Below are 24,540 nucleotides of genomic sequence, written 5' to 3' on the forward strand. Positions count from 1 at the left end.
ATGAATCAAGCTAAGAAGGTATGTATAGTTTCTCCTATACACGATTATAAGGATATAAGGGTATACCAAAAACAAGCAAAAACTATAGAAAATAGTGGTTATGAGGTTAGTTTGCTTGCTAGAAAAGATTATGATGAGAAAATAGGTAATATACAAATCTTCGCAATTCCAAAATCAAAAAACTTTTTAAGTAGAATTATCTTGCAACCTAAATTACTTTGTAAAATACTTAAGACAAGGTCTAAAATAGTTCATTTGCATAATCCTGACACGATATTATTAGGATTTTTGTTGAAAATGTTTAATAAAAAAGTTATTTATGATACTCACGAAGATTTTTCAAAAAGAATATTAATTCGGGAATGGATTCCCTATTCTTATAGGAAACTTATTGCTAAAGTAGTTACAGGTTTAGAGTTAATGGCATCAAGGTGTTTTGATGGATTTATTGTTACACAAGAAGGTTTACTTGCCAAATATAAAAATGCATTGTTAATTGAGAATGCGCCAATTCATCAGGGTGAACTAATAACGAGAGCTTATGAATTAAGTAAGCTAATCTCAAAGAGTAACTATATAAGGGTGGTTTACGTTGGTGGAATCAGTGAGCAACGGGGTTTGAGACAGATAGTACAAGCTTTAGAAAAAATAAATAAGACTTATAGTTGCAGATTATGGCTAATTGGTCCAGATTCAAAAGAAATAAATGAGCTTCAGAAATTGAATGGTTGGAAATATGTAGACTATTTAGGAAAGCTTCCTCAAGAGAAAGCTTTTTCATATGTAATAAAATCAGATATAGGTTTATGTACAATATTAGATGTTGTTGATCATGCTGAGACAAGCCCCAATAAGATTTTCGAGTATATGACTTTAGGTATCCCATTTATTGCAAGTGACTTCCCGAAATGGGAAAAAAAAATAGGGTGTAGTAATGCGGGATATTTTGTAGATCCACAAAATATAAACAAGATTGCAGATCTGATATTGAAGATTGGTTCGGATGAAAATTTGAAAAGTTATTTATCTAATAATGGAAAGAAATATATTTATGAAAAATTTAATTGGGAAAGAGAATCGGAAAAACTTATAGAGTATTATAAAAAAATAAATTAGTAGGAGCATAAAAATTATGAGGGTTTTATTACTTCATCAGTATTTTTTAGGAAAAGATGACCCAGGTGGTTCTAGATTTAATCAATTTGTTAAGTATTGGGAAGAGCAAGGACATGAGATTACAGTTGTGGCTGGGACTGTACATTACACTACGGGTAAAAAAGAAGAGAAGTATAAAGGAAAATGGATTGTAGCAGAGGAGTATTCCCCGAATGTAAAAGTACTAAGAACATATGTATCTGAAGCTTATAATAAGTCATTTTTTGGAAGGCTATGGGGGTACTTTTCGTTTACAGTTTCTTCATTAACAGCTATTCTTTTCAGGGTGAAAAGTCATGATATTGTAATTGTAACTTCTCCGCCGTTATTTGTTGGGGTTACTGGCATTTTTACAAAATGGTTTAAAAGAATACCGATGATATTTGAAGTTCGAGATTTATGGCCAGAATCGGCTATTGATACTGGGGTTTTAAAGAGTAAGCCATTAATAAAAATGGCTTTTTTTGTTGAAAAAATGTCTTATAAGTTTGCGAATAAAATCAACGTTTTAACTCCTGCGTTTCGTAATGTATTAATTGAGAAGAAACATATTTCTCCAGATAAAATAACTTTTATCCCAAATGGGGCAGATTTAGATATTTTCGAACCAGGTGAAAAAGATAACTGGGTTCGTGAAAAATACAGTTTGCAAAATAAGTTTGTCGTTACTTATATGGGGGCACATGGGCTAGCGAATAATTTAGATAGTCTTTTAAATCTTGCGAAGGCATGCGAAGAATATGAAGATATAGCTTTTCTATTAGTTGGAGATGGGATGGAAAAAGCACGACTGAAAAAAAGAGTTAAGAGTGAAAGGCTACAAAATGTTATATTTATTGACTCACAACCAAAGGCAGTTATTCCTGATTTTTGTAATGCTTCAGATATTTGTACTGCAGTTTTGAAAAAGGTAGATACATTTAAAACAGTATATCCTAATAAAGTGTTTGATTATATGTCATGTGCAAAACCGATTTTACTTGGAATTGATGGAGCTGCTAGAGAATTAGTAGAGGAAAGTGGATGTGGAGTTTATGTTGATCCTGAAGATATTATCCAGTTTAAAGAGAAAATATTAGAATTCTATCATAATAGAGAACGATTAGATGAAATGGGTCTTAAAGGTTATAAATATGTGCAAAGGAAATTTAGTCGAAAAGCTTTAGCACATAAATACATTCAAGAAATTGAAAGTATAATCAAATAGGAGGAAATAGCAATGAGTAAAAATTTATGCGTAGTAGGACTAGGCTATATTGGATTACCCACATCAGCAATGTTTGCAAAAGCTGGTTATACTGTAACAGGTGTAGATGTAAACCCAATTGCGATAGAAATGATTAATCAAGGGGAAATCCACATTGAGGAAGTTGGTTTGGGAGAATTAGTTAAAGAAATGGTTGGGAAGGGAAGATTAAAAGCTAGTCTTCAACCAACTCATGCAGATGCATATATCATTGCGGTACCAACACCGCATAATGCAGATCATACTGCAAACTTAGATTATGTAATTGGGGCTACAAAATCTATTGTACCCTTTGTAAAACCAGGAAATGTAGTTATTGTTGAATCTACAATTCCTCCGAGAACAATTGATGATGTAGTGGCGCCAATTTTCAAAGAACATGGATGGATTGTAGGAGAAGATATTTATCTAGCCCATTGTCCAGAACGAGTGTTACCAGGACGTATATTAATTGAGTTAGTTGAAAATACACGAATTGTTGGGGGAATCAATGATATTTCTACTAGCAAGGCTGCAGAGTTATATCGTAGCTTCGTTACAGGACAGATATTAGAGACTACTGCTGTTACAGCTGAAATGTCTAAGTTAATGGAGAATACGTATCGTGATGTTAATATTGCACTTGCAAATGAATTGGTCAAAATTTCTCAAGAGTTAAATGTTAATGCATTAGATGTAATTCGTTTAGCTAATCATCATCCGCGTGTGAATCTACACCTACCAGGACCAGGTGTTGGAGGCCATTGTTTAGCAGTCGATCCTTATTTCATCATCGAAAAGGCACCAGAACAATCCGTACTAATCTCAAACTCTAGAGAAATAAACAATTCTATGCCGATATTTATTACAGATCAAATAGAAAAAATGGTTCCAAGTAATGGGAAGGTTGCTGTTCTAGGCATTACTTATAAAGGAAATATTGATGATGTTCGAGAAAGTCCTGCGATGACAATTGTAGATTTATTAACAGCTAAAGGATATGAAGTAGCGGTACATGATCCACATGTCCATCAACAACAAGTAGTATTTAATCTATATGACTTTGAAGAAGCGATTATAGATGCAGATTGTGTACTTGTTTTAACAGATCATAATGAATTTAAGCATCTAAATGAGACCAGTATTTTAGAACATGCAAAAAAAACTGTTATCCTGGATACACGTAATTGTGTGAAATGTAAAAACTCAGAAATAATGTATATTAATTTTAATAATTTATATGAAATTAAAGGTTTAGAAAGTGTCAAGAAGCAATTAGTAAATAATTAAAGGCGTGTGATGGATATTATGAAAAGGGCTTTCGATGCTCTTACAGCAGTTTTAACTCTGATGTTGTTGTCTTTTATAATTTTAATTGTCGCCCTTCTTGTAAGGTTCAAACTAGGTAGTCCTATTATTTTCAAACAACAACGTCCAGGCTTACATGGAAAACCCTTCTATGTATACAAGTTTCGTACAATGACAGATGCAAAAGATGAAGAGGGTAATTTCTTACCAGATAATGTTCGTTTAACATCATTTGGTAAATTACTTAGAAAGTTAAGTCTGGATGAATTACCACAGCTTATTAATGTAATAAAAGGAGATATTAGTTTAGTAGGACCTCGTCCATTATTAATTGATGAAAAGGTAACAGGTGTTACGTATTTAGATGTGATTGAAGCTTTAGCGGCACAAAATATTGAAGCGCGTCCAGTTTGGAAGCCGCTTCATAGATAGCCTGTCTTCGCAGGTTCTAAATAGTATACTCATGGTGATACAGATAGTATTTCTGATAAGCTGTTTAGTCAAGGTTTATGTTTACCTTCTGGTTCAAGTATGACAGTGGAAAATCAAGAAAGAGTTATCGCTACTGTTAAAGAGGTATTAGCAAAGCAAGTTGTAACGAAATAAATTATAAAAAAGTGCATTCATTTTTTATATCTAGTAAAAAGATATACACACAATTAGGTTGGAAACCAATGTATTCAATTGATGGAGCTATTCATTCAGCTTGGAAATGACATAGTAATCATCCGAACGGTTATGGGAATCAACTATTTCTATATCAGAAAATGTTTAGTCTTTAGACCTTGTGTAAGAGGTTCATCTTGAGAAATTGTAATTAGGTTGTCCTACATAGGATTGCTTATGATATATTTAAATTAATAAATTGTTATAAAAAGGAGAAATAGCCATGAATTTCAAAGGCGTCATGAAAAAGGCTCATTAGTCGCTGCACTTGCTCTCGGTTTAACAGCATTCGCTACACCGGCTGCACATGCAGCAAGTGTAATGAGCTTAAAAACTGAGCAAAAAGTAGAAATGCTTCGCTTATTCTTGGATAGTGCGAAACTTGCACATTTACAAGTAGCACTTGTTTATGAAATAACAGATTTCAAAATTACGGGAGCGAATGATGAGACGATTATCGTTCCAACTGATTATGAGACATTAACATTAACGACATGTTATCCGTTTGAGTATATTGGTGATGCTCCGGATCGCTTTATTGTGTATACGAAGCTTGTGTCTAAGCCGGATTTAGAGAAATAGTCATAGTCAAAAGGAAGCCCAATTTCCTTTTATACAATTGGGCTTGTTGATAAGCAAGAAGAAGAGAATATATGGATAAGGTTTTTAGAATTGATTCTGCTGAGAGTTCATAAAACCAGAAAAAATCGGAGGGGGTTTTTCATCATGGCAATACTCGTAACGGGTGGAGCAGGATATATTGGTAGTCATACATGTGTGGAATTATTAAATAGCGGTTATGATATTATAGTAGTTGATAACCTTTCTAATAGTTCAGTAGAATCGTTGAATCGAGTGAAAGAAATAACAGGGAAACAGTTTAAATTTTATGAAGAAAATCTTCTAAATCGTGATGCAATCGATGTGATTTTTAAAGAAAATACAATTGAAGCAGTCATTCATTTTGCTGGCTTAAAAGCAGTTGGAGAATCAGTAGCAATTCCGCTTACTTATTATCATAACAACATTACAAGTACATTAATATTATGCGATGTTATGCAGAAGCATAATGTAAAGAAAATGATTTTTAGTTCATCAGCAACGGTATATGGTCTTCCTGAAACATCACCAATTACAGAAGAATTTCCTTTAAATGCAACAAACCCATACGGTCAAACAAAGTTGATGATTGAACAAATGATGCGTGATGTAGTTGTAGCTGATTCTGAGTGGAGTGTTGTATTACTTCGTTATTTCAATCCATTTGGTGCACATGAAAGTGGGCGTATTGGGGAAGATCCAAATGGAATTCCGAACAACTTAATGCCATATGTAACGCAAGTAGCAGTTGGTAAGTTAAAAGAATTAAGTGTATTTGGAAACGATTATCCGACAAAAGATGGTACAGGTGTCCGTGATTATATTCATGTTGTTGATCTTGCGAATGGACATGTGAAGGCTCTTGAAAAAGTATTACATACAACAGGTGTAGATACATATAACCTTGGTACAGGTACTGGATATAGCGTGCTAGAAATGGTACAAGCATTCGAGAAAGTTTCAGGAAAGTCCGTTCCATATAAAATTACAGAGCGTCGTCCTGGAGATGTTGCTGTATGTTTTGCAGATGCATCTAAAGCAAAACGTGAATTAGGATGGGAAGCAAAGCGCGGGCTTGAAGAAATGTGCGCGGACTCATGGAAATGGCAGTCGAATAATAAGAATGGCTACCAAGAAACAGAATGTATGAAGTGAATATGATCTTGTAAATGCTTTCTTTATGATTTGCTAGACATATCATCAATTTTTTTGAAACAATAATGTAAAAACCTCGTCTTATTCTATACTAGATAAGACGAGGTTTTTTGGTGTATAGGTAAGATATCTAATGAGAAAAGTATATATGTATGAAATTATAGAATAATTTGGATATAGAAACTAATCCCATGTATAATGGGTGTGGTACTTTATTCCTTAAAAACCTATAAAGCTGATTCGAGAAAGAAGGTTACATAATGAAAAAAATTCTATTTTGGATACTGGGTATTATCGGCGTTCTTGTCATTGCAGGAGGCGGTTATGCGTATTATCTGTACTCATCCGTTTCGGGGACAATAGATAAAGTGTATACACCGCTTGAACGAGATCATTCTGAGAAACGTTCTACTGATGTGAAGTTAGGAAGTAAACAACCTGTTTCTATTTTATTATTAGGTGCAGATGAGCGCGGGGCAGATAAAGGGCGTTCGGATTCGATTATGTTATTAACATTAAATCCGAAGCAAAGTTCGATGGAAATTGTAAGTATTCCTCGTGATACATATACGGAGATTGTTGGGAAAGGGAAGAAAGATAAAATCAATCATGCATATGCATTTGGCGGAATTGATATGTCTGTGAAGACAGTTGAAAATTTTTTAGATATTCCAATTGATTATTATATTGAAGTAAATATGGAAGGTTTCCGTGATATTGTTGACGCTGTTGGCGGAATTGATGTGAATAATGACTTAGCCTTTACGCTTGAAGGCATGTCATTTGAGAAAGGAAATATTCATTTAAATGGCGAGCAGGCGCTGAAGTATACGCGTATGCGTAAGGAAGATCCGCGCGGTGATTTCGGTCGTCAAATGCGTCAGCGTCAAGTGCTAGAAGCGGTTATTAGTAAAGGCGCGAACATATCATCTATTACAAAACTTGGCACGATGTTAGGTGCTGTTGAGAAAAATGTAAAAACAAATTTAAGTCAAGATCAAATGTGGGATCTTCAAAGCAATTATAAATCTGCGATGAATAAAAAAGAGGAAATTCAAATTCCTGGTGACGGTCATAAGCAGAATGGTGTTTGGTACTATTTCGTTCCTGATAAAGATCGTCAAGATTTGTCTAATAAATTAAAAGCTCATTTAGAGTTAACAAAATAGTAGTTGAGTATAAGGAATAAGCTTAATGATCCTGTAATGGGACATTAGGCTTTTTTGATGTCTCATATATAAGCTGCTAAGAACAGCAAAAGGTGACCTGCTTACTGGTTTTCTCTCTCTGTTTTTCCTTGGCATGGGGCAGGAAAAGGGTCTGACCGCTTCTATGCATGGCTGGATGCTCTCTCCCACCTGAAAAGAAGGGGTTTATGTCGGTTTTTCAATTTGTATTTATACAGTAAATAATAGGCGCTACGTATCCTTTATGTTAAAGGATACGTAGCGCCTTATTTTTGTCCAAATCTTATACGTGTTGCTTCGTCACTTTTAAATTTTGCATATGAGCTTGTTGTTTACTTTCTTCTGGTATTTGCATGTAGTTTCCATACATTCCTGATAAGTAGCGATCTGCATCATTTGGAACAGGGAACATGTGTCCATCGAAAATTCCTTCTTTTAACGGGAAGATTTCACTAAGCTCGAAGTTATGCCATCTGTAATAGCCTGTCTCCATTCCGTACGTTACAGCGTTTGTTTTTTTAAGGCCTTTTACATATAGTTTAAAGAATTTCGATTTGTTTAGAATTCTTCTTGCTACATCTGCAGGGCCGTTTATTTTCGAAGGATAATTGATTGCGGCAAGTTTTCGTACAATTTTTTCTAACGGCGTTGCCGATTCTGAAACGTAGTCAAATGGGAAAATATCAATGGATATTCCTTTTCGGTGTGTACCATCGCTTTCTTGCCATTCAAAATCATCTAGATAGAGAATTTTCGTCCAGTTATGTTTGCCGTGTGTATTTACTTTTTCTGTTTCTAGTTTATATGGCTTTGGTAAATGGTTTGGAATAATGCGCAAAAATTTCTCGTAATCTTCTCTTAGCATAGCAAGATCTGCATCATCATCCCAAGGGATAAATCCTTTATGTCTAACAGAACCTAATAGGGTTCCATCTGTGATCCAAAATTTAATATCATGTTCTTTACAGATTTTATGAAGCGTTATGAGCATATCCAGCATCACTTTTTGAGCTTGCTCCAAAGGTGTTAGTTGTAGTGCATTCAAAATAAGTTCCTCCAATTGTTCTAATCAATAGAATAAATATTCACGTTTCCTATTGTATTGAAAAATATTACACTCATAAGTTTAAGTATACATCAGTTATAAATTGGCACGCAACTACAGTTTCTTTGTGTGTAACTGTGTTTTAGATTTTGTTTTTTCTTAATATATATTCATATAAGATGCTATTTACAAAGCACACATTAAATTTACAAAATATTTACGTTTATGCCCATAGGTGATATTATAATTACACGTTCAAAAAATGAACGGATGAAATCGGGTGATGGAGGGGAGCTCTATGCAACAAGTATTAAATATATTAGAGGTTATCAATCAAAATCCACAGATGAACCAAAAAAAGATTGCAGAGCAGTGCAATATATCTGTTGGTAAAGTGAATTATATTATGAATGATTTAACTAAGAATCAATACATCTATAGCAAAAAGTCAGGAAAGTACATGAATTATTATTTGTACCAGAAAGGCTTTGAATACATGCGTCAGGAGTTAGCGGCTTACCAAGGGAAGAAGCTTAGAGTTCATCGCAAAGAGGGCAAGAAGGTTACGCAAGCTGTTGTTCTTGCGGCTGGTAAGCGTCAGGAGTTTGGGAAACCATCTGGTTTGTTAACGGTTGGGGAAAAACTTCTGTTAGATCGCAGTTTAGAAATCCTTAAAAATAATGGCATTGAAAAAATTGTGGTGGTTGTTGGCTATAAGAAGGAACAGTTTGAAGGCTGGACAGGTCGTCATAATGTGCACTTTGTGGAAAATCCGAAATATAAGTGGACAGGATCAATGGCGTCGCTAGCAGAGGTTCAGGAGCTGATTACAGATGATTTCTTATTAATTGAAGATGATATTTTAATCGAAGAGAAGGCGCTTGTGCAAGTGTTACATCATCCAGAACCGGACTGTGTACTTATTACAAATGAGAGTGGATCTGGTGATGAAGCGTTTGTTGAGATTCAAGATGGCTATCTGTATAAAATTTCAAAAGACATTCATCAGTTAAATCGCATTGATGGTGAGATGGTTGGGATTTCTAAAATCTCGTATGAAGTGTTCATGAACATGTTAGCAACATTCCGTCATAATCAAAATCCATATGTGAACTATGAATATTTACTTCTTGATGCTGCAAGGTTGTACGATGTCGGCTATGCAAAGTTACCAGATGTTGTATGGGCAGAGATTGATACACCGAAGCAATATGAAGTTGTGAAAAATAAAATCTATCCTCGCTTAGTGAAAAAAGAAGCAGAGTTTAAAGAACGACAAATTAAAAAATATGTTTCTGAAGCACTTTCTATTTCAAAAGATGAAATTACAGATATTCAGCCATTTGGTGGTATGACGAATACGAATTTCAAAGTAAGTGTTGGAAAATCCGAATATGTGCTGCGTATTCCAGGAAGCGGTACACAAGATATGATTAGTCGCCGTGATGAAATGGTAACTTCTAATTTAGCAAGCCAATTAGGAATTGATGCGGAACTTTTATATTTTAATGAAGAAACTGGTGTGAAATTAGCAGAGTTAATTCCAAACGCAGAAACATTAAATCCGAAAACGGCAAAACGCAGTGATAATATGAAGTTAACAGCGAATATATTAAAACAATTACACAGTTCAAATGCCGAAATGAATAATACTTTCAATGTGTTTGAAAAAATAGAGCATTATGAAGGGTTATTAAATAAAGTAAACGGCTCTAACTTTGATGATTATGCAGAAGTGAAGAACAAGGTAATGCGGTTAAAGGATATGTATGAGGCAATGGATGTTACGTTAACAGCTTGTCATAATGATACGGTTCCTGAAAACTTTGTTAAGAGCGGAGAAGACAAAATATACTTAATCGATTGGGAATATGGCGGTATGAACGATCCGATGTGGGATATTGCAGCACATAGTTTAGAGTGCGACTTTTCTTCAGAAGAGGAGGAGTTATTCTTATCCTACTATTTTAATGAGGAAGTAGAAGAGTCTTACCAGAGAAGAATATTGATGAATAAGATTTTCCAAGATTTCTTATGGAGTATTTGGACGAAGATTAAAGAAGCAACAGGCAGTGATTTTGGGACATATGGAATGGATCGCTATAATCGTGCGAAGAAAAACTTACAGCTCTTCTTAGAGTTGTAGTGGGGGATATAACGATGAGAAAAGTGCAAAGTAAAGGCATATTTTATGGGATATTTTCTGGTTTTGCTTGGGCTGTAGATACGGTATTGATTGGAATTATCTTATCTTCACAACTTATGCTAGCAACAGACCAAGTTGTGTTTCTTGCTCCTCTAGTTAGTACGTTTTTACACGACTTTATGTCCACACTATGGATGATGATCTATATGGCGATAAAGGGTCAACTCAAAACGGCCCTTTCTAAGCTGAAAACGAGAAGTGGACGGTTTGTCATGTTAGGAGCACTTATGGGTGGACCGATTGGTATGACGTTTTATGTATTAGCTGTAAAGTATATCGGGGCTTCTTATACAGCAGCAATTTCAGCTGTATATCCAGCGGTAGGTGCATTTTTTGCATTTGTATTTTTGAAAGACCGCCTTCGTTCATGGAATTGGCTTGGACTTATCATTAGTATTGCATTTATTATCGTACTTGGATTTACAGGCGATGGATTTGCAACTGAAAACTATATGTTAGGATTTATTTTTGTCCTTATTTGTATCGTTGGCTGGGGCTTAGAATGTGTTATCTGTGCGTACGGTATGAAAGATGAAGAAGTATCTCCGGAAGAGGCACTTCAAATTCGTCAGCTTGTTTCAGCAGTCACATATGGACTTGTTATTTTACCTTCAGTTGGAGGGCATTTCTTAACAAAAGAAGTTGTGATGAGCAGCGAGATTATTTTAATCATTGTGGTTGCATTAGTTGGAACAGCTTCCTATGTGTTCTACTATAAGGCAATTCATGAAATTGGGCCGACAAAAGCGATGGCGCTTAACATTACGTATTCTGCATGGGCGGTTGTCATTTCTATATTAGCATTAGGATCACCGTTTTCATGGAAGTTAATTATTTGTTGTATTGCGATCCTTGTAGGAGCTATATTAACAGTTGCAGATATATCTGAATTTACAAAAGCGAAAAAATATAGAGGTGAAGTAACATGAGAGCGATTTTATTAGCGGCGGGTATGGGAACTCGTTTACGTCCATTAACGTTAACGACTCCAAAATCATTAGTAGAGGTAAATGGCAAGCCGATGCTAGAGCGTCAAATTGAATATTTACAGGAAATTGGTGTAGAAGAAATTATTGTCGTAACAGGCTATTTAGCAGAGAAATTCGATTATCTTGTTGAGAAGTATAATGTGAAGCTTGTGCACAATGACAAATATAATGTGTACAACAACATTTATACGATGTATTTAGTTCGTGAATATTTACAAGATGCATATGTAATGGATGCGGATGTTTATTTACACCGTAATATTTTTATAGAGAACCCAGAGTCATCCCTATACTTTAGTGCGAAGAAAGAAGATTTCCGTAATGAATGGATCATTAAGCATGACGAACATCGTAAAGTATATGATATTGAAATTGGTGATGGTAACGATGACTACATCTTATGTGGTATTTCATACTGGTCAAAAGAAGATGGCATCCATATTGTGAAGAAACTAGAAGAAGTAGTAAATCAGGAAGATTTCAGTGAACTGTACTGGGATAATATTGTAAAAGATAACATTCAAGAATTAAATGTTCATTTGTACAAAATTGGTAGCAATGATAGTTTTGAAATTGATTCTGCCCTGGACTTGAAGAAAGTAGAAGAAAAACTAGCTGTTTTAGCGAAATAATCATTGTTGATGGTTTTATGAAATAATTGGAATTTAACTTGCCCTATAAAATAAAAGAAGATAAGCTTATTTTATAGGTTAAAAAGTACTATAAAGTGAAACTTCCATCATTTGGGCGCTTTATCCCCCAAATGATGGAAGGCTCTTATCGATCAGACAGTGCTCCTCTACCTATCTTCTTTGATGTAGAGGTTTTTCTGTCCGCGGATAGCAGGATAAAATAATTCATTAAAAGTTGGGTGTGGAAAACATGGGTTCTATTTTAGTGTGCGGCGGAGCTGGTTATATTGGCTCTCATGCTGTAAAAAAATTAGTTAATGAAGGACAATCTGTAATTGTAGTTGATAATTTACAAACAGGTCATGAAGATGCTATTGCAGAAGGCGTGAAATTTTATAAAGGTGATCTTCGCGATAAAAGTTTCTTAAGAGACGTTTTTAAGCAAGAAACAATTGACGCAGTTATGCATTTTGCAGCGGATTCTTTAGTTGGTGTAAGTATGGAAAAACCGCTTCAATACTATAATAACAACGTATACGGTGCGCTATGCTTACTAGAAGTGATGGATGAGTTTAAAATTGATAAATTTATCTTCTCATCAACTGCCGCAACATATGGAGATGTAGATGTTGAGTTGATTTCAGAAGAAACACCAACAAATCCTACGAACACATATGGAGAAACAAAATTAGCGATTGAAAAAATGTTGCATTGGTATAGCCAAGCTTCTCATTTGAAATATAAGATCTTCAGATACTTTAATGTAGCTGGTGCAACGCCAAGCGGTATTATTGGTGAAGATCATCGTCCGGAGACGCATTTAATTCCCCTTGTACTGCAAGTGGCTTTAGGACAACGTGAGAAAATCATGATGTTTGGTGATGATTACAATACACCAGATGGTACATGTATTCGTGACTATATCCATGTTGATGATTTAGTAGCGGCTCATTTCCTTGGACTGAAAGATTTACAAAATGGCGGAGACAGTGACTTTTATAACTTAGGAAACGGTAACGGATTTAGTGTAAAAGAAATTGTTGAAGCGGTTCGCGAAGTAACAAATCATGAAATCCCAGCAGAAGTTGCGCCAAGAAGAGCTGGAGACCCAGCGCGCCTTGTTGCATCGTCTCAAAAAGCAAAAGAAAAATTAGGCTGGAGCCCGCAATATACAGATGTGAAAACAATCATTGAACATGCGTGGAATTGGCATCAAAGCAAGCCACATGGATATACGAAGTAAGAGTGATTTATAAAAGAGGGTGTATTGTCGTTCAACATATGTTCGATAGTGCACTCTTTTTTAGTATAGGATATTTGCTATACTAAAATGTACTGCGAAAGGAGGGGAACCATGAAAATACTTGTAGTCGATGATGAGTCGAGCATTCGGAATTTAATTCGGATGCAGCTAGAGATGGAAGGATATGAAGTGCTTACGGCCGCTGATGGAAAAGAGGCGCTGCAAAGGTGGGATGAAGAGCCGAATGTATTGATTTTAGATGTAATGCTTCCGGATACGGATGGTTATGAGCTGCTTCGGTTGTTCAGGGAGAAGGACCGAGATATTCCAGTACTCATGTTAACAGCGAAGAGTCAGATGAATGATAAGTTGCTTGGTCTTCAGCTTGGGGCTGATGATTATGTGACGAAGCCATTCAATTATGCAGAGTTGATTCTTCGGGTGAAGAATATGGCACGGCGTGTAATGAAGCACGGGGTACCTAAGGATGATAAGGTCATTCGGGCCGGTGAGTTGGTCATTTATCCGAAGGAACGGAAAGTGCATGTGAATGGAGAAGAAATTGATTTAACGTACCGTGAGTTTAATTTATGCCAGTTGTTTGCTTCTAATAAGCAGCGTGTGTTTATGCGCGATGAGCTATTAGAGAAAGTATGGGGCTTTGAGTATAGCGGAAATACGAGAGCAGTTGATATTATGGTGCAGCGCCTTCGGAAGAAGCTTGGAGCAAGCGGAGAACATATTAAGACGATTTATGGCGTTGGTTATAAGTTGGATTGTTAAAAGGTGGTAAGATGTCGTTAAAACGAAATATGGTATTTGGGATTGCCGGATTGTTAATTCCGATTTTGTGTCTACTTTATACAGTGACGTATATTGCACTAGAGAAAAATATGTACCATAGTGCAGCGGACTCTTTGGAGAAGTTAAGTGTAGAGGCGCAAATTTACACGATGAATTACTTAGAGAAGGAAGCGGAAGTAGAGACTCTTGGGCAGAGTTCAATGCTGATTGCTTCTTATTTAGGGAAGAGGATGGATGTCCGGGTACAAATGATCGGGAAGAATGGAGATGTCGTTGCGGATACGCAAAAAGGGGCGTTGCTTCATAAGAATATAGACATAGATCGGTCGTTACAGGGAAAGAAGGCTTACGTTTTTGCAAATGGTGATCCAGCGCCATTGTTATTATTTTCGAGCCCTGTATACCGCGGGAATGAAGTAATCGGAGCAATTCGCTTTATTCATGAGTTGAAAGATGAGAAAGAGGTCTTAATGAATGTGAGCTGGACGTTTCTTGTTACATCCCTTTGTTTAGTGGCTGGTGGTATTTTCTTTGCGATTCGTTTAGCAAAGTCTCTTCACAGGCCGATTGATCAGCTAAGACAAATGGCGAAGCGACTTGCAAATGGAGATTATCAAAGTAAGATTGAGTTAAATGAGTATGTAGAAATTGCACAGCTTTCGGCGTCCTTTAATGCGATGGCCGATGGGATTGAACTGCATATCTCGCAGCTTAAGGAAGAGAAAGAGAAACAGAAGGATTTCTTAGATAGGATTACACATGAGTTAAAAACACCGCTTACCGCGATTATCGGTTATGTAGATTTAATTCCGAAATTGCAATCGAAGCAAGATATACAGGAAAGTCTTCATTATGTTTCTGTGGAAAGTCAGCGGTTATTATCACTTGTTGAGGAGTTACTGCAATCTTCAAAGTACGGGACAAGTACGTTTGAAGTTTCACCAACAATTGTAAATATAAAGGAGCTAGCAGAAGAAGCGATTTCGATTGTGAAACCTCGCTTGCAGCAATTTGAAATTGAAGTTGTAAATGAGTTAACAGAGGCACATGTGGTCGCCGATTTTGATAAGACGAAGCAGATTTTCTTGAATGTGTTCGATAATACGATTAAATATAGCGATGCCTCACAAGTACGTATGAATGTCGTTGTAAATGAGCATGAGGCAAAAGTTTTTATTTATGATGATGGAATTGGTATGGATGAAGGTATATTAGCTGAATGGAATCGTTCTCCAAAAGGGAAGGTACTCTCTTCTAGCTATGGGAATGGGTATGGTTTGTACATTTGCCAAGAGATTATGAATAAGCAGGGCGGAAGCATGCGAATAGAGAGTAGTGAAGAAGTGGGCACGATGGTGACGCTCGCATTTTTGTTACCGAGACGTTTGGAATATATAAAAAATTTGAAAGCGGTTGAATGATACATTTATGAAACAATTATGCGGTATTTTCGAAACAACGTTTTTTTATCTTGGAGGTAGGCAGAAATGAAAAGGCTATCATTTCAAATCCTTTTGTTTGTCTTTTGCACGATTGCTTCTCTTGTGTTGTTTTATTTTCTAGAGAAGCAGTTATATAACCGTGTTACAACATTGGATGACAAACAAGCTGTTTTAGAAAGAGCGAATGAATCCCTTCCTACTGAAGTGCGAGTAAAGCATGAGAAGTGGGGAGAGCTAGTTGTAACGGATGAAGTTCGTCTACATGCGATTGTTTCATTTTTTGACCGGATTCGAATGGAGCAGACAGGGGTGAAGATCCATGAACAAGTATTTACTGGAGAAGTAACGTACTTGAATGGACATAAGCGTACTTTTGCAGTAGGTGACTTGTTCCAGTATGAGGAAAACGTATACGGAAAGAATGGTACGGATCCAATGATTTCCGCATTCCAAACGTATTTGTTAAGCCTGTATTATACACCAGAGTCTATTGGCAACTTCTTTGCATCAGCAAAGGGAGTTATCGTGCGGCAAGGTGATATAGTGCATTCTACTGATCTTACGCGATTACTTGATTCGATTCGGCAAGCAAAGCAAATTACAGACTACGGAGAAATTCAGCAGCTACTGCAATCACAGAAGGATCCAATCGCTTATATGACTGCTTATCAAAACGGGAAGCAGGTAAAGAATGAACGTGAGGATGTTCTGACGATTTCTGTATATCCTTCTTACTTTGTTGTGCAATATCTTGGTGATAATAACGGGAACGTGATGTATATGAAAGGCTCCCTAGCAAATCTATTTGTAAAGGAGAATGTTTCATGAGAAAGATAGCCTTTTTCTTTTTTTTGCTAGTGATAGGAGGAGCGATGTCTAGTTGCTCTCGAGATACACCCTCTATTAAATATAGTAAAAATGGTCTTCCGATTTTGAAGGATCGCCATCTTGTTGCGTATGTAGCGGCTCGTGAAGAAGTTGGTGAAGCGCTGCTTTCATCATTTTGTAAACCGCGCGGATGTACATATGAATTTATTCGTCTTTCTACAGAAGAGCTGCTTAGAAGAGTGGAAGAAGAGGCGGGAAATCCGAAGGCGGATATTATTATTGGTGGTACACTAGATGCACATCAAACGATGAAGCGAAAAGATCTATCTATTCCTGTTACAAGTCAACATACGAATAGTCTTTCGAAAGCCGTTAAAGATAAGGATGGTTTTTGGTATGGCTATGAAGTCGAGCAGCTTGCCATTGCGATTAATAAAGAGCGATGGAATGAGGAAATAGCACCGCTAGGACTTTCATATCCAACGGAGTGGAAAGACTTATTACATCCAGCGTATGCCGGAAAGATTGTCATGCCTGATCCGAATGTTTCAGGAACAGCTTATACGTTGTTCCAATCACTTATTGATACATTTGGCGAAGAAGAGGCGAAGGGGTATGTAAGGAGCCTTGCCAAGCAAGTTGCAGAGGTAACGGTGAATGGTTATATGCCTGCTGAGTATGTGGCAAGCGGTGAATATATGATTGGTATTAACTTCATGGGAGACCAACGGATGCTTCAAAAACAAGGCTTTCCGATTTTGAGTAAAGTGCCTGAGCAAACAGGGTTATCTGTCAATGCGATTTCGAAACTGAAACATGCACCGAGTGGTATTATAGCGGATTTATTTATTGATTATTGTTTATCAGAAGAAGCGGGGCATATTTTAGAAAAAGTTTCGTTTGGCGTACCAACAATGCTTGCGAAGAATCAGAAAGAAATAGAAGGTCAGCCTGTTAGAAGAACGAATAAAAATGTATCAGATAGTGGAGTAATCGAGATATGGAATAGACAACGTCTCTCTCAAAAGTGAGAAAAGGAGAAGAGATGATATGTTTAAATGGCTTAAGCCAGCGCCAATAATAGAGCGCTTACCAGCAGATATGATTGATAAAGTATACAAACTCTTGCGTATTCGCGTGTTACTGGGAATTTCGGTTGGGTATGCAGCGTATTATTTAGTTCGTAGTAACTTTACGTTATCTAGTACGTACTTAATGAAAGAATATGGTTTTAGTGCAACGGAATATGGTTTATTAGGTTCCGTTACGGCGATTGTGTATGGACTAAGTAAGTTCTTTATGGGAAATTTATCAGATAAAGCGTATGCTCAGCGGTTTATTGCGGTTGGTTTATTCTTATCGGCAATTATAAATATTTGTTTTGGTTTTGCAAATTCATTTGGCATGATTTTAACATTATTAGTTTTCAATAATATTTTCCAAGGGATGGGGGCACCGCCTTGTAGTACCGTAATGACAAAGTGGTTCTCGAAGAAAGAGCGCGGTACAAAAACAGGACTTTGGAATATTTCACATAATGTTGGTGCGATGCTTGTAGCACCACTTGTTGGAATTGGTATTGGTATTTTCGGTGAAAGTCATTGGCAAGCTGGCGTGTTTATCTTCCCAGCGATCATTGCAATGGTCATTTCAGTTCTTATGTGGGTGAATGCAAAGGATACACCAGAATCTGTCGGTCTTCCACCAATTGAAGAATATCGTAATGACTATGAAGGTCTTGAGAAGGCAGACAATGCTAACGAAATGTCACCAAAAGAAATTCTGATGAAATATGTAGTGAAAAACAAATTTATTTGGTATTTATGTATTGCGAACGCATTTGTATATTTAATTCGTTTCGGTGTTATTAACTGGGTACCGATTTATTTAACAACGGTTAAAGGATTTACAAAAACAGAAGCGCATGCAGCATATTCAATTTTTGAAGCAATGGCAATTCCAAGTTCATTAATCGTAGGTCTGTTAAGTGATAAGTTATTTAAAGGAAAACGTATGCCACTATGTGTGTTTAGTATGGTTGGTGTTGTTATCGGAACGCTAGTATACTGGCAAGCATCGAATATACTTGTTGTGAGTGCGGCAGTTTCGATTATTGGTTGCTTAATCTACGTACCACAATTTTTAATTGGTTTAAGTGCAATGGAATTAGTACCAAAATTCGCAGTAGGTACAACAGTTGGTATGTGCGGCTTGTTCGGTTATTTAGGAGGAAGCCTTGTTGCAAACGCAGCGATTGGTGTTATCGTTGATCGCTCTGGTTGGGACGGCTGTTTCATTCTATTATTAGCCGGCGGTATTTTATCTACTGTATTCTTATTTATCGTTCAATTTGGTCATGAGAGAAAAGGTCCTGAGAGCAAAATAGCATAATCGTTTATTTAAGGGAGCTGTCCAAAAGTACTACTTTTGGGCAGCTCCTTTTATGTACATCTTATCAGTATAGATTTATATAAAATGAAAGAGATAAGGTGTAGTTTTTGAAACTTAGTAACAGTTTATCAAAAAGGCACTCGTTTTCGGATGCACTTATTACATAATGTTATTTCTAGTACATACAGTATGATGGTTATAAATTAATAGATTATATGCGATATCTATTAAGAATGAGTGAAGGGGTAGAGTGAAAGTACATTATATATAGAAAATTAACATTTATTTTACAATATCTTCAAAAATAAATGTTAAAATTTAGTAGGAGTTAGCAAGACAAATTATATGTATGAAGGAGATGCTGAAAAGTGGGAATCTTTGTATCAGAAGTAGAAACGTTTTTATTCTGTTCCGCAACAGTCACACAGCAAGATTGTACATTTGATTTTGTCGTTCGTAGTACGCCGATAGGGATTGCGATTTGTTTAGTAGAAGATTATGAAGTAGAGTGGCTTCCGATGAGAATTGAAACATATTTGAAAGTAAACGGAAGTATGTTTCCAGATGAAGATGCCAAAGAGGAATTTCGCAAGCAGTTAAATAGTGAAAATGGCTGGATGTTAGACAAGCAAGGTGATAACCCAGAAGGCATTGTTCAAAGGGCAATGCAAGCTGACGAATATGAAGCGTTTCAAACGGTAGAAAAGAATATTCCGCGTGAGATGAGAAAAGATGTGACAACTCTTCCATTTGAGCATGATTTGGATCAAGCGAAATTGAGTACTTGGAGGAAACGTCCAAACCGCCTTATGTAAGGCGTTTTTTTTTAGTCTTTTCATATGGCTTTTAGGTTTCTTAAAAATTGCTTAAAAGATAAAGTGTCATATTTCTAAACATTGGTATTTTTGTTACAATATAAAGGATAGTGTAAAACTTTGTAAAGAAAGCGTAATAATTTAAGAGATGCGAGTATCGTTTTCTGAAAGTCTTACATAATTGAAGAAACACTATATAAAGATATAAAAGGAGCGAGAATATGTTACCAAATACGGTTCGTACTCCAAACAAAAAGAAGAAATGGATTATCATTGGGGTTATTGCATTAATTGTCGTCGTTGCAGCCGTCAATATTTTTATCATGCAAGGAAAGAAAAAAGGCGCGACACAGGGAGACGCTGTTAGCTTTGAGAAAGTAACAGAACGTACATTGAATAATACGAAATTGATTTCCGGACAAGTAAAGCCTGGAAATATTGAGAGCTTCTACGCAGATCCGACAAAAGGAAAAGTGAAGGATATTGCGGTGAAAGAAGGACAGGAAGTAGAAAAGGGCGCGAAATTATTCTCTTATGATAATGAAGAAATCAATTTACAAATGAAACAAGCTGAGCTTGATCAAAAAATGGCAAGTATGCGCTATGATCAAGGGAAAAAGAAAATAGATTCACTAAAGAACCAGATTAAGAAAGCAAAAGATAGCGGTGCTGGGAAAGAGGTAACAGATCCGTTAGAAGAGCAAGTAAGCGAATTAGAAATAGGGCAAAAAACAATTGACCTTGAGAAAGAAAAAGGTCAATTACAATCACAACAATTAAAGAAAAAACAAGATGAACTCACAATTTATAGTAATTTCGCTGGTGTTGTGCAAAAGTTAGATAAAGATGCAGCACAAAGTTCAGCGCAAGCAATGGGTGGACAAGGAAAATCATTTTTACAAATCGCTTCTAAAGATTCATTCCAAATTCAAGGGACATTAACAGAACTTCAAAAATCACAAATTCAAAAAGATCAACCATTTACTGCAACTGCAAAAGCAAATAGTAAGAAGAAATGGACAGGTAAAATTACAGAGGTAAGTGAGTTCCCGACAAGTGCAGAAATGGCGCAAGCAGCTGGCGCGGGTGAGGGAGCACAAAACATGTCTCAGTATACATATAAAGCTAGTTTAGATGGACAAGAAGGTTTATCCCCGGGCTATCATGTATCTCTACAAGTAAACCTAGAAAACAAGAAAATGATTGCTGTTCCTAGTAAGAGCATTGTAGAAAAAGATGGTGAACCATTTGTTTATATGGAAGAAAAAGGGAAACTTCGTAAACAAAATGTGAAAAAAGGTTCTACTGATGGAGACTGGACAGAAGTTCTTGAAGGCGTAACAGTGGGGCAAAAGGTGGTTAAAAATCCTTCCGACAATGTATATGACGGAATGGAAGTGAAAGAAAAATGATTACGTTAAACAATATTCATAAAACATATTATCAAGGGAAACTGGCGGTACCGATTTTACACGGCATTAGTTTAACGATTCAAAGTGGTGAGTTTGTTTCCATTATGGGACCATCTGGATCAGGGAAATCGACGCTCATGAATATTATCGGTTGTTTAGATCGTCCAACAGAAGGCGAATATATGTTGAACGATGTGAATATCTTAACAGCAGACGAGTCAAAGCTTGCTCTCATTCGCAATGAATATATCGGCTTTGTATTCCAGCATTTTAACTTATTGCCACGTCTTTCAGCGGTAGAAAATGTAGAACTTCCGCTTATATATGGCGGCGTGAAGAAAGCGGAGCGCCGTCAGAGAGCTCTTGAAGCACTTGGGAAAGTCGGATTGTCTGACCGCGTGCATCACTTGCCAAGCGAACTTTCAGGTGGGCAAAAGCAGCGTGTTGCTATCGCGCGTTCCATTGCAAATGATCCAACTTTTATTATGGCCGATGAGCCAACTGGTGCTCTTGATACAAAGTCTGGACAGCAGGTTATGGATATTTTTACAAAGTTAAATGAAGAAGGTACAACGATTGTTATGGTTACGCATGAGGAGGAAGTTGCGGCGTATTCTTCGCGCCGAATCGTGCTACGAGATGGAAAAATCACAGAAGATAGAAGGTGTGCGGTATGAGTTTACTAGATAGTATAAAAATTGCCCTATCTTCTATTCTAGCTCATAAACTGCGCTCAGCACTTACAATGCTCGGGATTATTATCGGCGTTGGTTCCATTATTACTGTTGTTGCGATTGGGCAGGGCGGGGAGGCAGCGTTAAAGTCGCAATTCGTTGGATCTGGTAATAACGTAATCCCAATTCACTATAGTGCGGATATAAATGATCAGTTTGGTATGGGAATGATGGAACAACCAAAGTTAACTGAGGAAGATATTTTTGAAATAAAAAAACTTCCAGAGATTGCGCATGTTCTTACAACCAATTCAAGTATGGAGCCACTCGATATTGAAGATAAAAAAGAGATGGTGAGTATTACAGGATTAGATAGTGAGTACTTCTCAGTAAATAAAGTGAAAGTGTTAAAAGGCCGATCCTTACAGGAATCGGATATTGCGCAAGGTAATAACGTCGTGATGATCAGTAAGAGTATGGAAGAAAAGGTCTTCAAAAAGGAAAGTCCAGTCGGAAAAATTATTGAGATGAAAGGACAACCGATGCAAATTATCGGTGTCTATAAATCAGATAATGAGTTTATGGGAATGGGGTCATCGGAAGCTTTAATTCCAATTACATTATGGCCAACATTATATGGAAAAGATGAGATTCAAAGTATTTCTGTTCAAGCGAAAAATGTGGATGATTTAGAAAAAGCGGGTAAAAAAGCTGCCGACGTATTAAATAGTCGTAAGCCAAGTGATGCATCTGGTAAATACGAAGTGATGAATTTAAAAGAAATTCAAGAAGGTATTTCAAAAATGACGGGCATTATGACAATGATTATTGGTGGTATTGCTGGTATTTCATTAGTCGTTGGTGGTATTGGTGTTATGAACATTATGCTCGTATCTGTAACAGAACGTACACGTGAAATTGGAGTACGTAAAGCACTTGGAGCAACGCGCAGTAAAATCTTGCTGCAATTCTTAATTGAAGCTGTTATGTTAACGCTTCTTGGTGGATTGATTGGAATCGGTCTTGGTTATGGTGGTGCATATATTGTTTCTACATTTGCGAAATGGCCACCGCTCGTTTCATGGGAAGTTGTCGTTGGCGGCGTGTTATTCTCGATGACGCTCGGTATTATTTTCGGATTAATTCCAGCGAATAAAGCAGCGAAACTAGATCCAATTGAAGCACTTCGCTATGAATAGATTGGTAGTGTAGTAGAGAGGGTCTCTCTACTACACATATCTATTGTTCTAGTGGGCGGTTCACAGTCTCTGGGGAAGAGGAAGTGAACCGCCCACTAGAACGGGTGAGAAAAATACAAGGAGGTTTTTTAGAATGGAACCGAATGTTAATTCGCAAAAGGTTAGTGGAGAAAAACCATCTTTACTAGGAATGATCACATCTCCTGGCTTACAGTTTGAGAGAATGAAAGCGACTGATAAGGTTTGGGGTATGTTCTTTTTGGTTGCGTTGTTACAAGCACTTGTAAATGGATTATCTACATATGTGGCGCAATCATCGCCTGAGATGATGGAAATTCAGAAGAAATTTGGCACAGGCCAAGAAGACTCTATCGGATATTTAGTTGGTAAGTCAATCGGTTCAGGTTTTATTGGGATAATAATTGGAACTCTTATTGTAGCAGCTGTCTATAAAATCTTTATGATGTTTTTTGGAAATGATACTTCGTACAAAAAATTGTTAGCCATTATTGTATATGCGAATATTGTGCTTGTAATTGGTGGACTTATTAATTCTCTTTTAGATTTAATTCTTGGAAGTGGTGCAACTGGGTATACAAGCTTGGCACCATTATTTGAACAAGGTACTACGGGGTATGCAATCGGTAGTATAGTTGAGGTATTCTATTTATGGAATATCGTTTTAATCTGGATGGGATTACAAATAACAGCTGGGTTAGGAAAAGTAAAAGCTGCGGTTCCAATTATCGTTCTCTTTATTATTAAAGTAGCGTTTGTAAGTGTAATGATTATCGCATTAGCAAAGTTTATGCAAAGTTTCAATGGATAGGGATATGTGTAAAAAACGGCTCATATAGAGCCGTTTTTTTTATTTTTGTATGTATTTGAAATACTAGGCCTCGTATTTCAAATTTCCTCTACAGATATTTGAAATTTCCCTATGCAGAATTTCAAATAACTCACCATGAAATCCTCTTTATCTTCTTATATTGTAAAGGTACCGCGGAATAACAAAGAGGTATACCTTTTAGAAATAGGTATAATATGAAACCGGCTACTTTTACAGAAACAGTTACGTTGTATGAAAAGATGATTAAAAATCAAATGAAAAAGCTTTATCTGTACCGGGATTATGAAGAGTACTATCAATGCGGTTTAATTGGACTTTGGATGGCATATGAAAAGTATGAGGAGGAGAAAGGAACTTTTTCAGCTTATGCACTTGTAACAGTACGTGGATATTTGCTAGAGAAATTAAAGAAAGAAAATCGATTTCAAAAGCGGCATACATTCACCGGACAGGAAATGTTACAAAATGTATGCGGAGCGGAAGTGTCGTCAGAAACTCAGGATTATATGAGTTTGTTAGATGAGAAAGAGAAACATATTATTTACGAACGTTTTTATGCAGGAAAGAAGATACATGAAATTGCGGAAGAGATGGAGATGACATATCATCAAGTGAGATGGGTATATCGGCAGGCGCTGGGGAAGATGCGCAGCAGTATAAGAGAGTGAAAAAAGAAAAATGGAAGGCAGGAATATTCTGTGTCTTCCATTTTTT

The 24,540-nt window shown here is 36.5% G+C and carries 21 protein-coding genes and 2 pseudogenes; 22 read left to right on the plus strand and 1 reads right to left on the minus strand.

The genetic code is table 11. The features are described from left to right. From MHH45_RS17740 to tagU, 7 genes and pseudogenes are all read left to right on the plus strand, one after another. Complete coding sequence (locus MHH45_RS17740; RefSeq protein ID WP_249922696.1) at nt 1–1,116, plus strand: glycosyltransferase; 1,116 nt, start codon at nt 1–3, stop codon at nt 1,114–1,116. 16 nt (nt 1,117–1,132) lie between these two features. After that, nucleotides 1,133–2,362: a glycosyltransferase family 4 protein gene (locus tag MHH45_RS17745; protein WP_018764982.1), complete on the plus strand. Its 1,230-nt coding sequence runs from the start codon at nt 1,133–1,135 to the stop codon at nt 2,360–2,362. 12 nt (nt 2,363–2,374) lie between these two features. Then, nucleotides 2,375–3,670, plus strand: coding sequence for a nucleotide sugar dehydrogenase (locus MHH45_RS17750; protein WP_088093756.1), 1,296 nt, complete (start codon nt 2,375–2,377; stop codon nt 3,668–3,670). A gap of 18 nt (nt 3,671–3,688) precedes the next feature. Further along, nucleotides 3,689–4,022 (plus strand): annotated as a pseudogene (locus tag MHH45_RS17755) (sugar transferase); the annotation flags it as partial. Nucleotides 4,023–4,756: 734 nt separating this feature from the next. After that, nucleotides 4,757–4,936, plus strand: a pseudogene (locus tag MHH45_RS17760) (sortase domain-containing protein); the annotation flags it as partial. Nucleotides 4,937–5,080: 144 nt separating this feature from the next. Continuing rightward, complete coding sequence (gene galE, locus MHH45_RS17765) at nt 5,081–6,109, plus strand: UDP-glucose 4-epimerase GalE (RefSeq protein ID WP_088093757.1); 1,029 nt, start codon at nt 5,081–5,083, stop codon at nt 6,107–6,109. A gap of 260 nt (nt 6,110–6,369) precedes the next feature. After that, nucleotides 6,370–7,278 carry a polyisoprenyl-teichoic acid--peptidoglycan teichoic acid transferase TagU gene (gene tagU, locus MHH45_RS17770; protein WP_016112609.1) on the plus strand — a complete coding sequence of 303 codons (909 nt, stop codon included), beginning with the start codon at nt 6,370–6,372 and terminating at the stop codon, nt 7,276–7,278. Nucleotides 7,279–7,579: 301 nt separating this feature from the next. Here tagU and MHH45_RS17775 read toward each other — a convergent pair whose 3' ends face one another. After that, complete coding sequence (locus MHH45_RS17775) at nt 7,580–8,341, minus strand: LicD family protein (protein WP_016132419.1); 762 nt, start codon at nt 8,339–8,341, stop codon at nt 7,580–7,582. Nucleotides 8,342–8,639: 298 nt separating this feature from the next. On the opposite strand from MHH45_RS17775, the gene MHH45_RS17780 reads away from it, so the two are divergent. The 15 genes from MHH45_RS17780 to MHH45_RS17850 all read left to right on the plus strand — a co-directional run bounded on the left by MHH45_RS17780 (nt 8,640) and on the right by MHH45_RS17850 (nt 24,494). Further along, nucleotides 8,640–10,487 carry an NTP transferase domain-containing protein gene (locus MHH45_RS17780; protein ID WP_088093758.1) on the plus strand — a complete coding sequence of 616 codons (1,848 nt, stop codon included), beginning with the start codon at nt 8,640–8,642 and terminating at the stop codon, nt 10,485–10,487. Between the two features lie 14 nt (nt 10,488–10,501). After that, on the plus strand, nt 10,502–11,476 hold the full coding sequence (locus MHH45_RS17785; RefSeq protein WP_088093759.1) for a DMT family transporter: 975 nt from the start codon (nt 10,502–10,504) through the stop codon (nt 11,474–11,476). Beyond that, the gene (locus MHH45_RS17790) at nt 11,473–12,168 is read left to right on the plus strand and encodes an NTP transferase domain-containing protein (protein WP_088093760.1); all 696 of its coding nucleotides are present in this window, start codon (nt 11,473–11,475) and stop codon (nt 12,166–12,168) included. Before MHH45_RS17785 ends, MHH45_RS17790 begins: the two co-directional genes overlap by 4 nt. Before the next feature lie 250 nt (nt 12,169–12,418). Further along, entirely contained in the window at nt 12,419–13,411 is a 993-nt protein-coding gene (gene galE / locus MHH45_RS17795) for a UDP-glucose 4-epimerase GalE (RefSeq protein WP_016112604.1), read from the plus strand. 111 nt (nt 13,412–13,522) lie between these two features. Beyond that, entirely contained in the window at nt 13,523–14,194 is a 672-nt protein-coding gene (locus MHH45_RS17800) for a response regulator transcription factor (protein WP_003202224.1), read from the plus strand. An 11-nt stretch (nt 14,195–14,205) separates the two neighbouring features. Next, nucleotides 14,206–15,636 (plus strand): sensor histidine kinase, encoded by a 1,431-nt coding sequence (locus MHH45_RS17805; RefSeq protein WP_016112603.1) that lies wholly within the window; start codon nt 14,206–14,208, stop codon nt 15,634–15,636. A 66-nt stretch (nt 15,637–15,702) separates the two neighbouring features. After that, nucleotides 15,703–16,485, plus strand: a complete 783-nt coding sequence (locus MHH45_RS17810; protein ID WP_088093761.1) for a DUF3919 family protein — start codon at nt 15,703–15,705, stop codon at nt 16,483–16,485. Next, a complete protein-coding gene (locus MHH45_RS17815; RefSeq protein ID WP_016112601.1) occupies nt 16,482–17,516 on the plus strand; it encodes an ABC transporter substrate-binding protein in 1,035 nt (344 codons plus the stop codon). Before MHH45_RS17810 ends, MHH45_RS17815 begins: the two co-directional genes overlap by 4 nt. A 19-nt stretch (nt 17,517–17,535) precedes the next feature. After that, nucleotides 17,536–18,876, plus strand: a complete 1,341-nt coding sequence (locus tag MHH45_RS17820; RefSeq protein WP_016112600.1) for an MFS transporter — start codon at nt 17,536–17,538, stop codon at nt 18,874–18,876. A 368-nt stretch (nt 18,877–19,244) separates the two neighbouring features. Continuing rightward, nucleotides 19,245–19,691, plus strand: coding sequence for a hypothetical protein (locus tag MHH45_RS17825; protein WP_016112599.1), 447 nt, complete (start codon nt 19,245–19,247; stop codon nt 19,689–19,691). Between the two features lie 221 nt (nt 19,692–19,912). Next, nucleotides 19,913–21,103, plus strand: coding sequence for an efflux RND transporter periplasmic adaptor subunit (locus MHH45_RS17830; protein ID WP_016131114.1), 1,191 nt, complete (start codon nt 19,913–19,915; stop codon nt 21,101–21,103). Next, a complete protein-coding gene (locus tag MHH45_RS17835) occupies nt 21,100–21,780 on the plus strand; it encodes an ABC transporter ATP-binding protein (protein WP_016112597.1) in 681 nt (226 codons plus the stop codon). The genes MHH45_RS17830 and MHH45_RS17835 overlap by 4 nt, the downstream gene beginning before the upstream one ends. Continuing rightward, nucleotides 21,777–22,976, plus strand: coding sequence for an ABC transporter permease (locus tag MHH45_RS17840; RefSeq protein ID WP_016112596.1), 1,200 nt, complete (start codon nt 21,777–21,779; stop codon nt 22,974–22,976). Before MHH45_RS17835 ends, MHH45_RS17840 begins: the two co-directional genes overlap by 4 nt. 133 nt (nt 22,977–23,109) lie before the next feature. Further along, nucleotides 23,110–23,805 carry a Yip1 family protein gene (locus MHH45_RS17845; protein ID WP_016112595.1) on the plus strand — a complete coding sequence of 232 codons (696 nt, stop codon included), beginning with the start codon at nt 23,110–23,112 and terminating at the stop codon, nt 23,803–23,805. 215 nt (nt 23,806–24,020) lie between these two features. Next, nucleotides 24,021–24,494, plus strand: a complete 474-nt coding sequence (locus MHH45_RS17850) for a sigma-70 family RNA polymerase sigma factor (RefSeq protein WP_016112594.1) — start codon at nt 24,021–24,023, stop codon at nt 24,492–24,494. The last annotated feature ends 46 nt before the right edge of the window (nt 24,495–24,540 follow it).

It is taken from the genome of Bacillus sp. FSL K6-0042 (assembly GCF_038006685.1).
Classification (GTDB): domain Bacteria; phylum Bacillota; class Bacilli; order Bacillales; family Bacillaceae_G; genus Bacillus_A; species Bacillus_A pseudomycoides.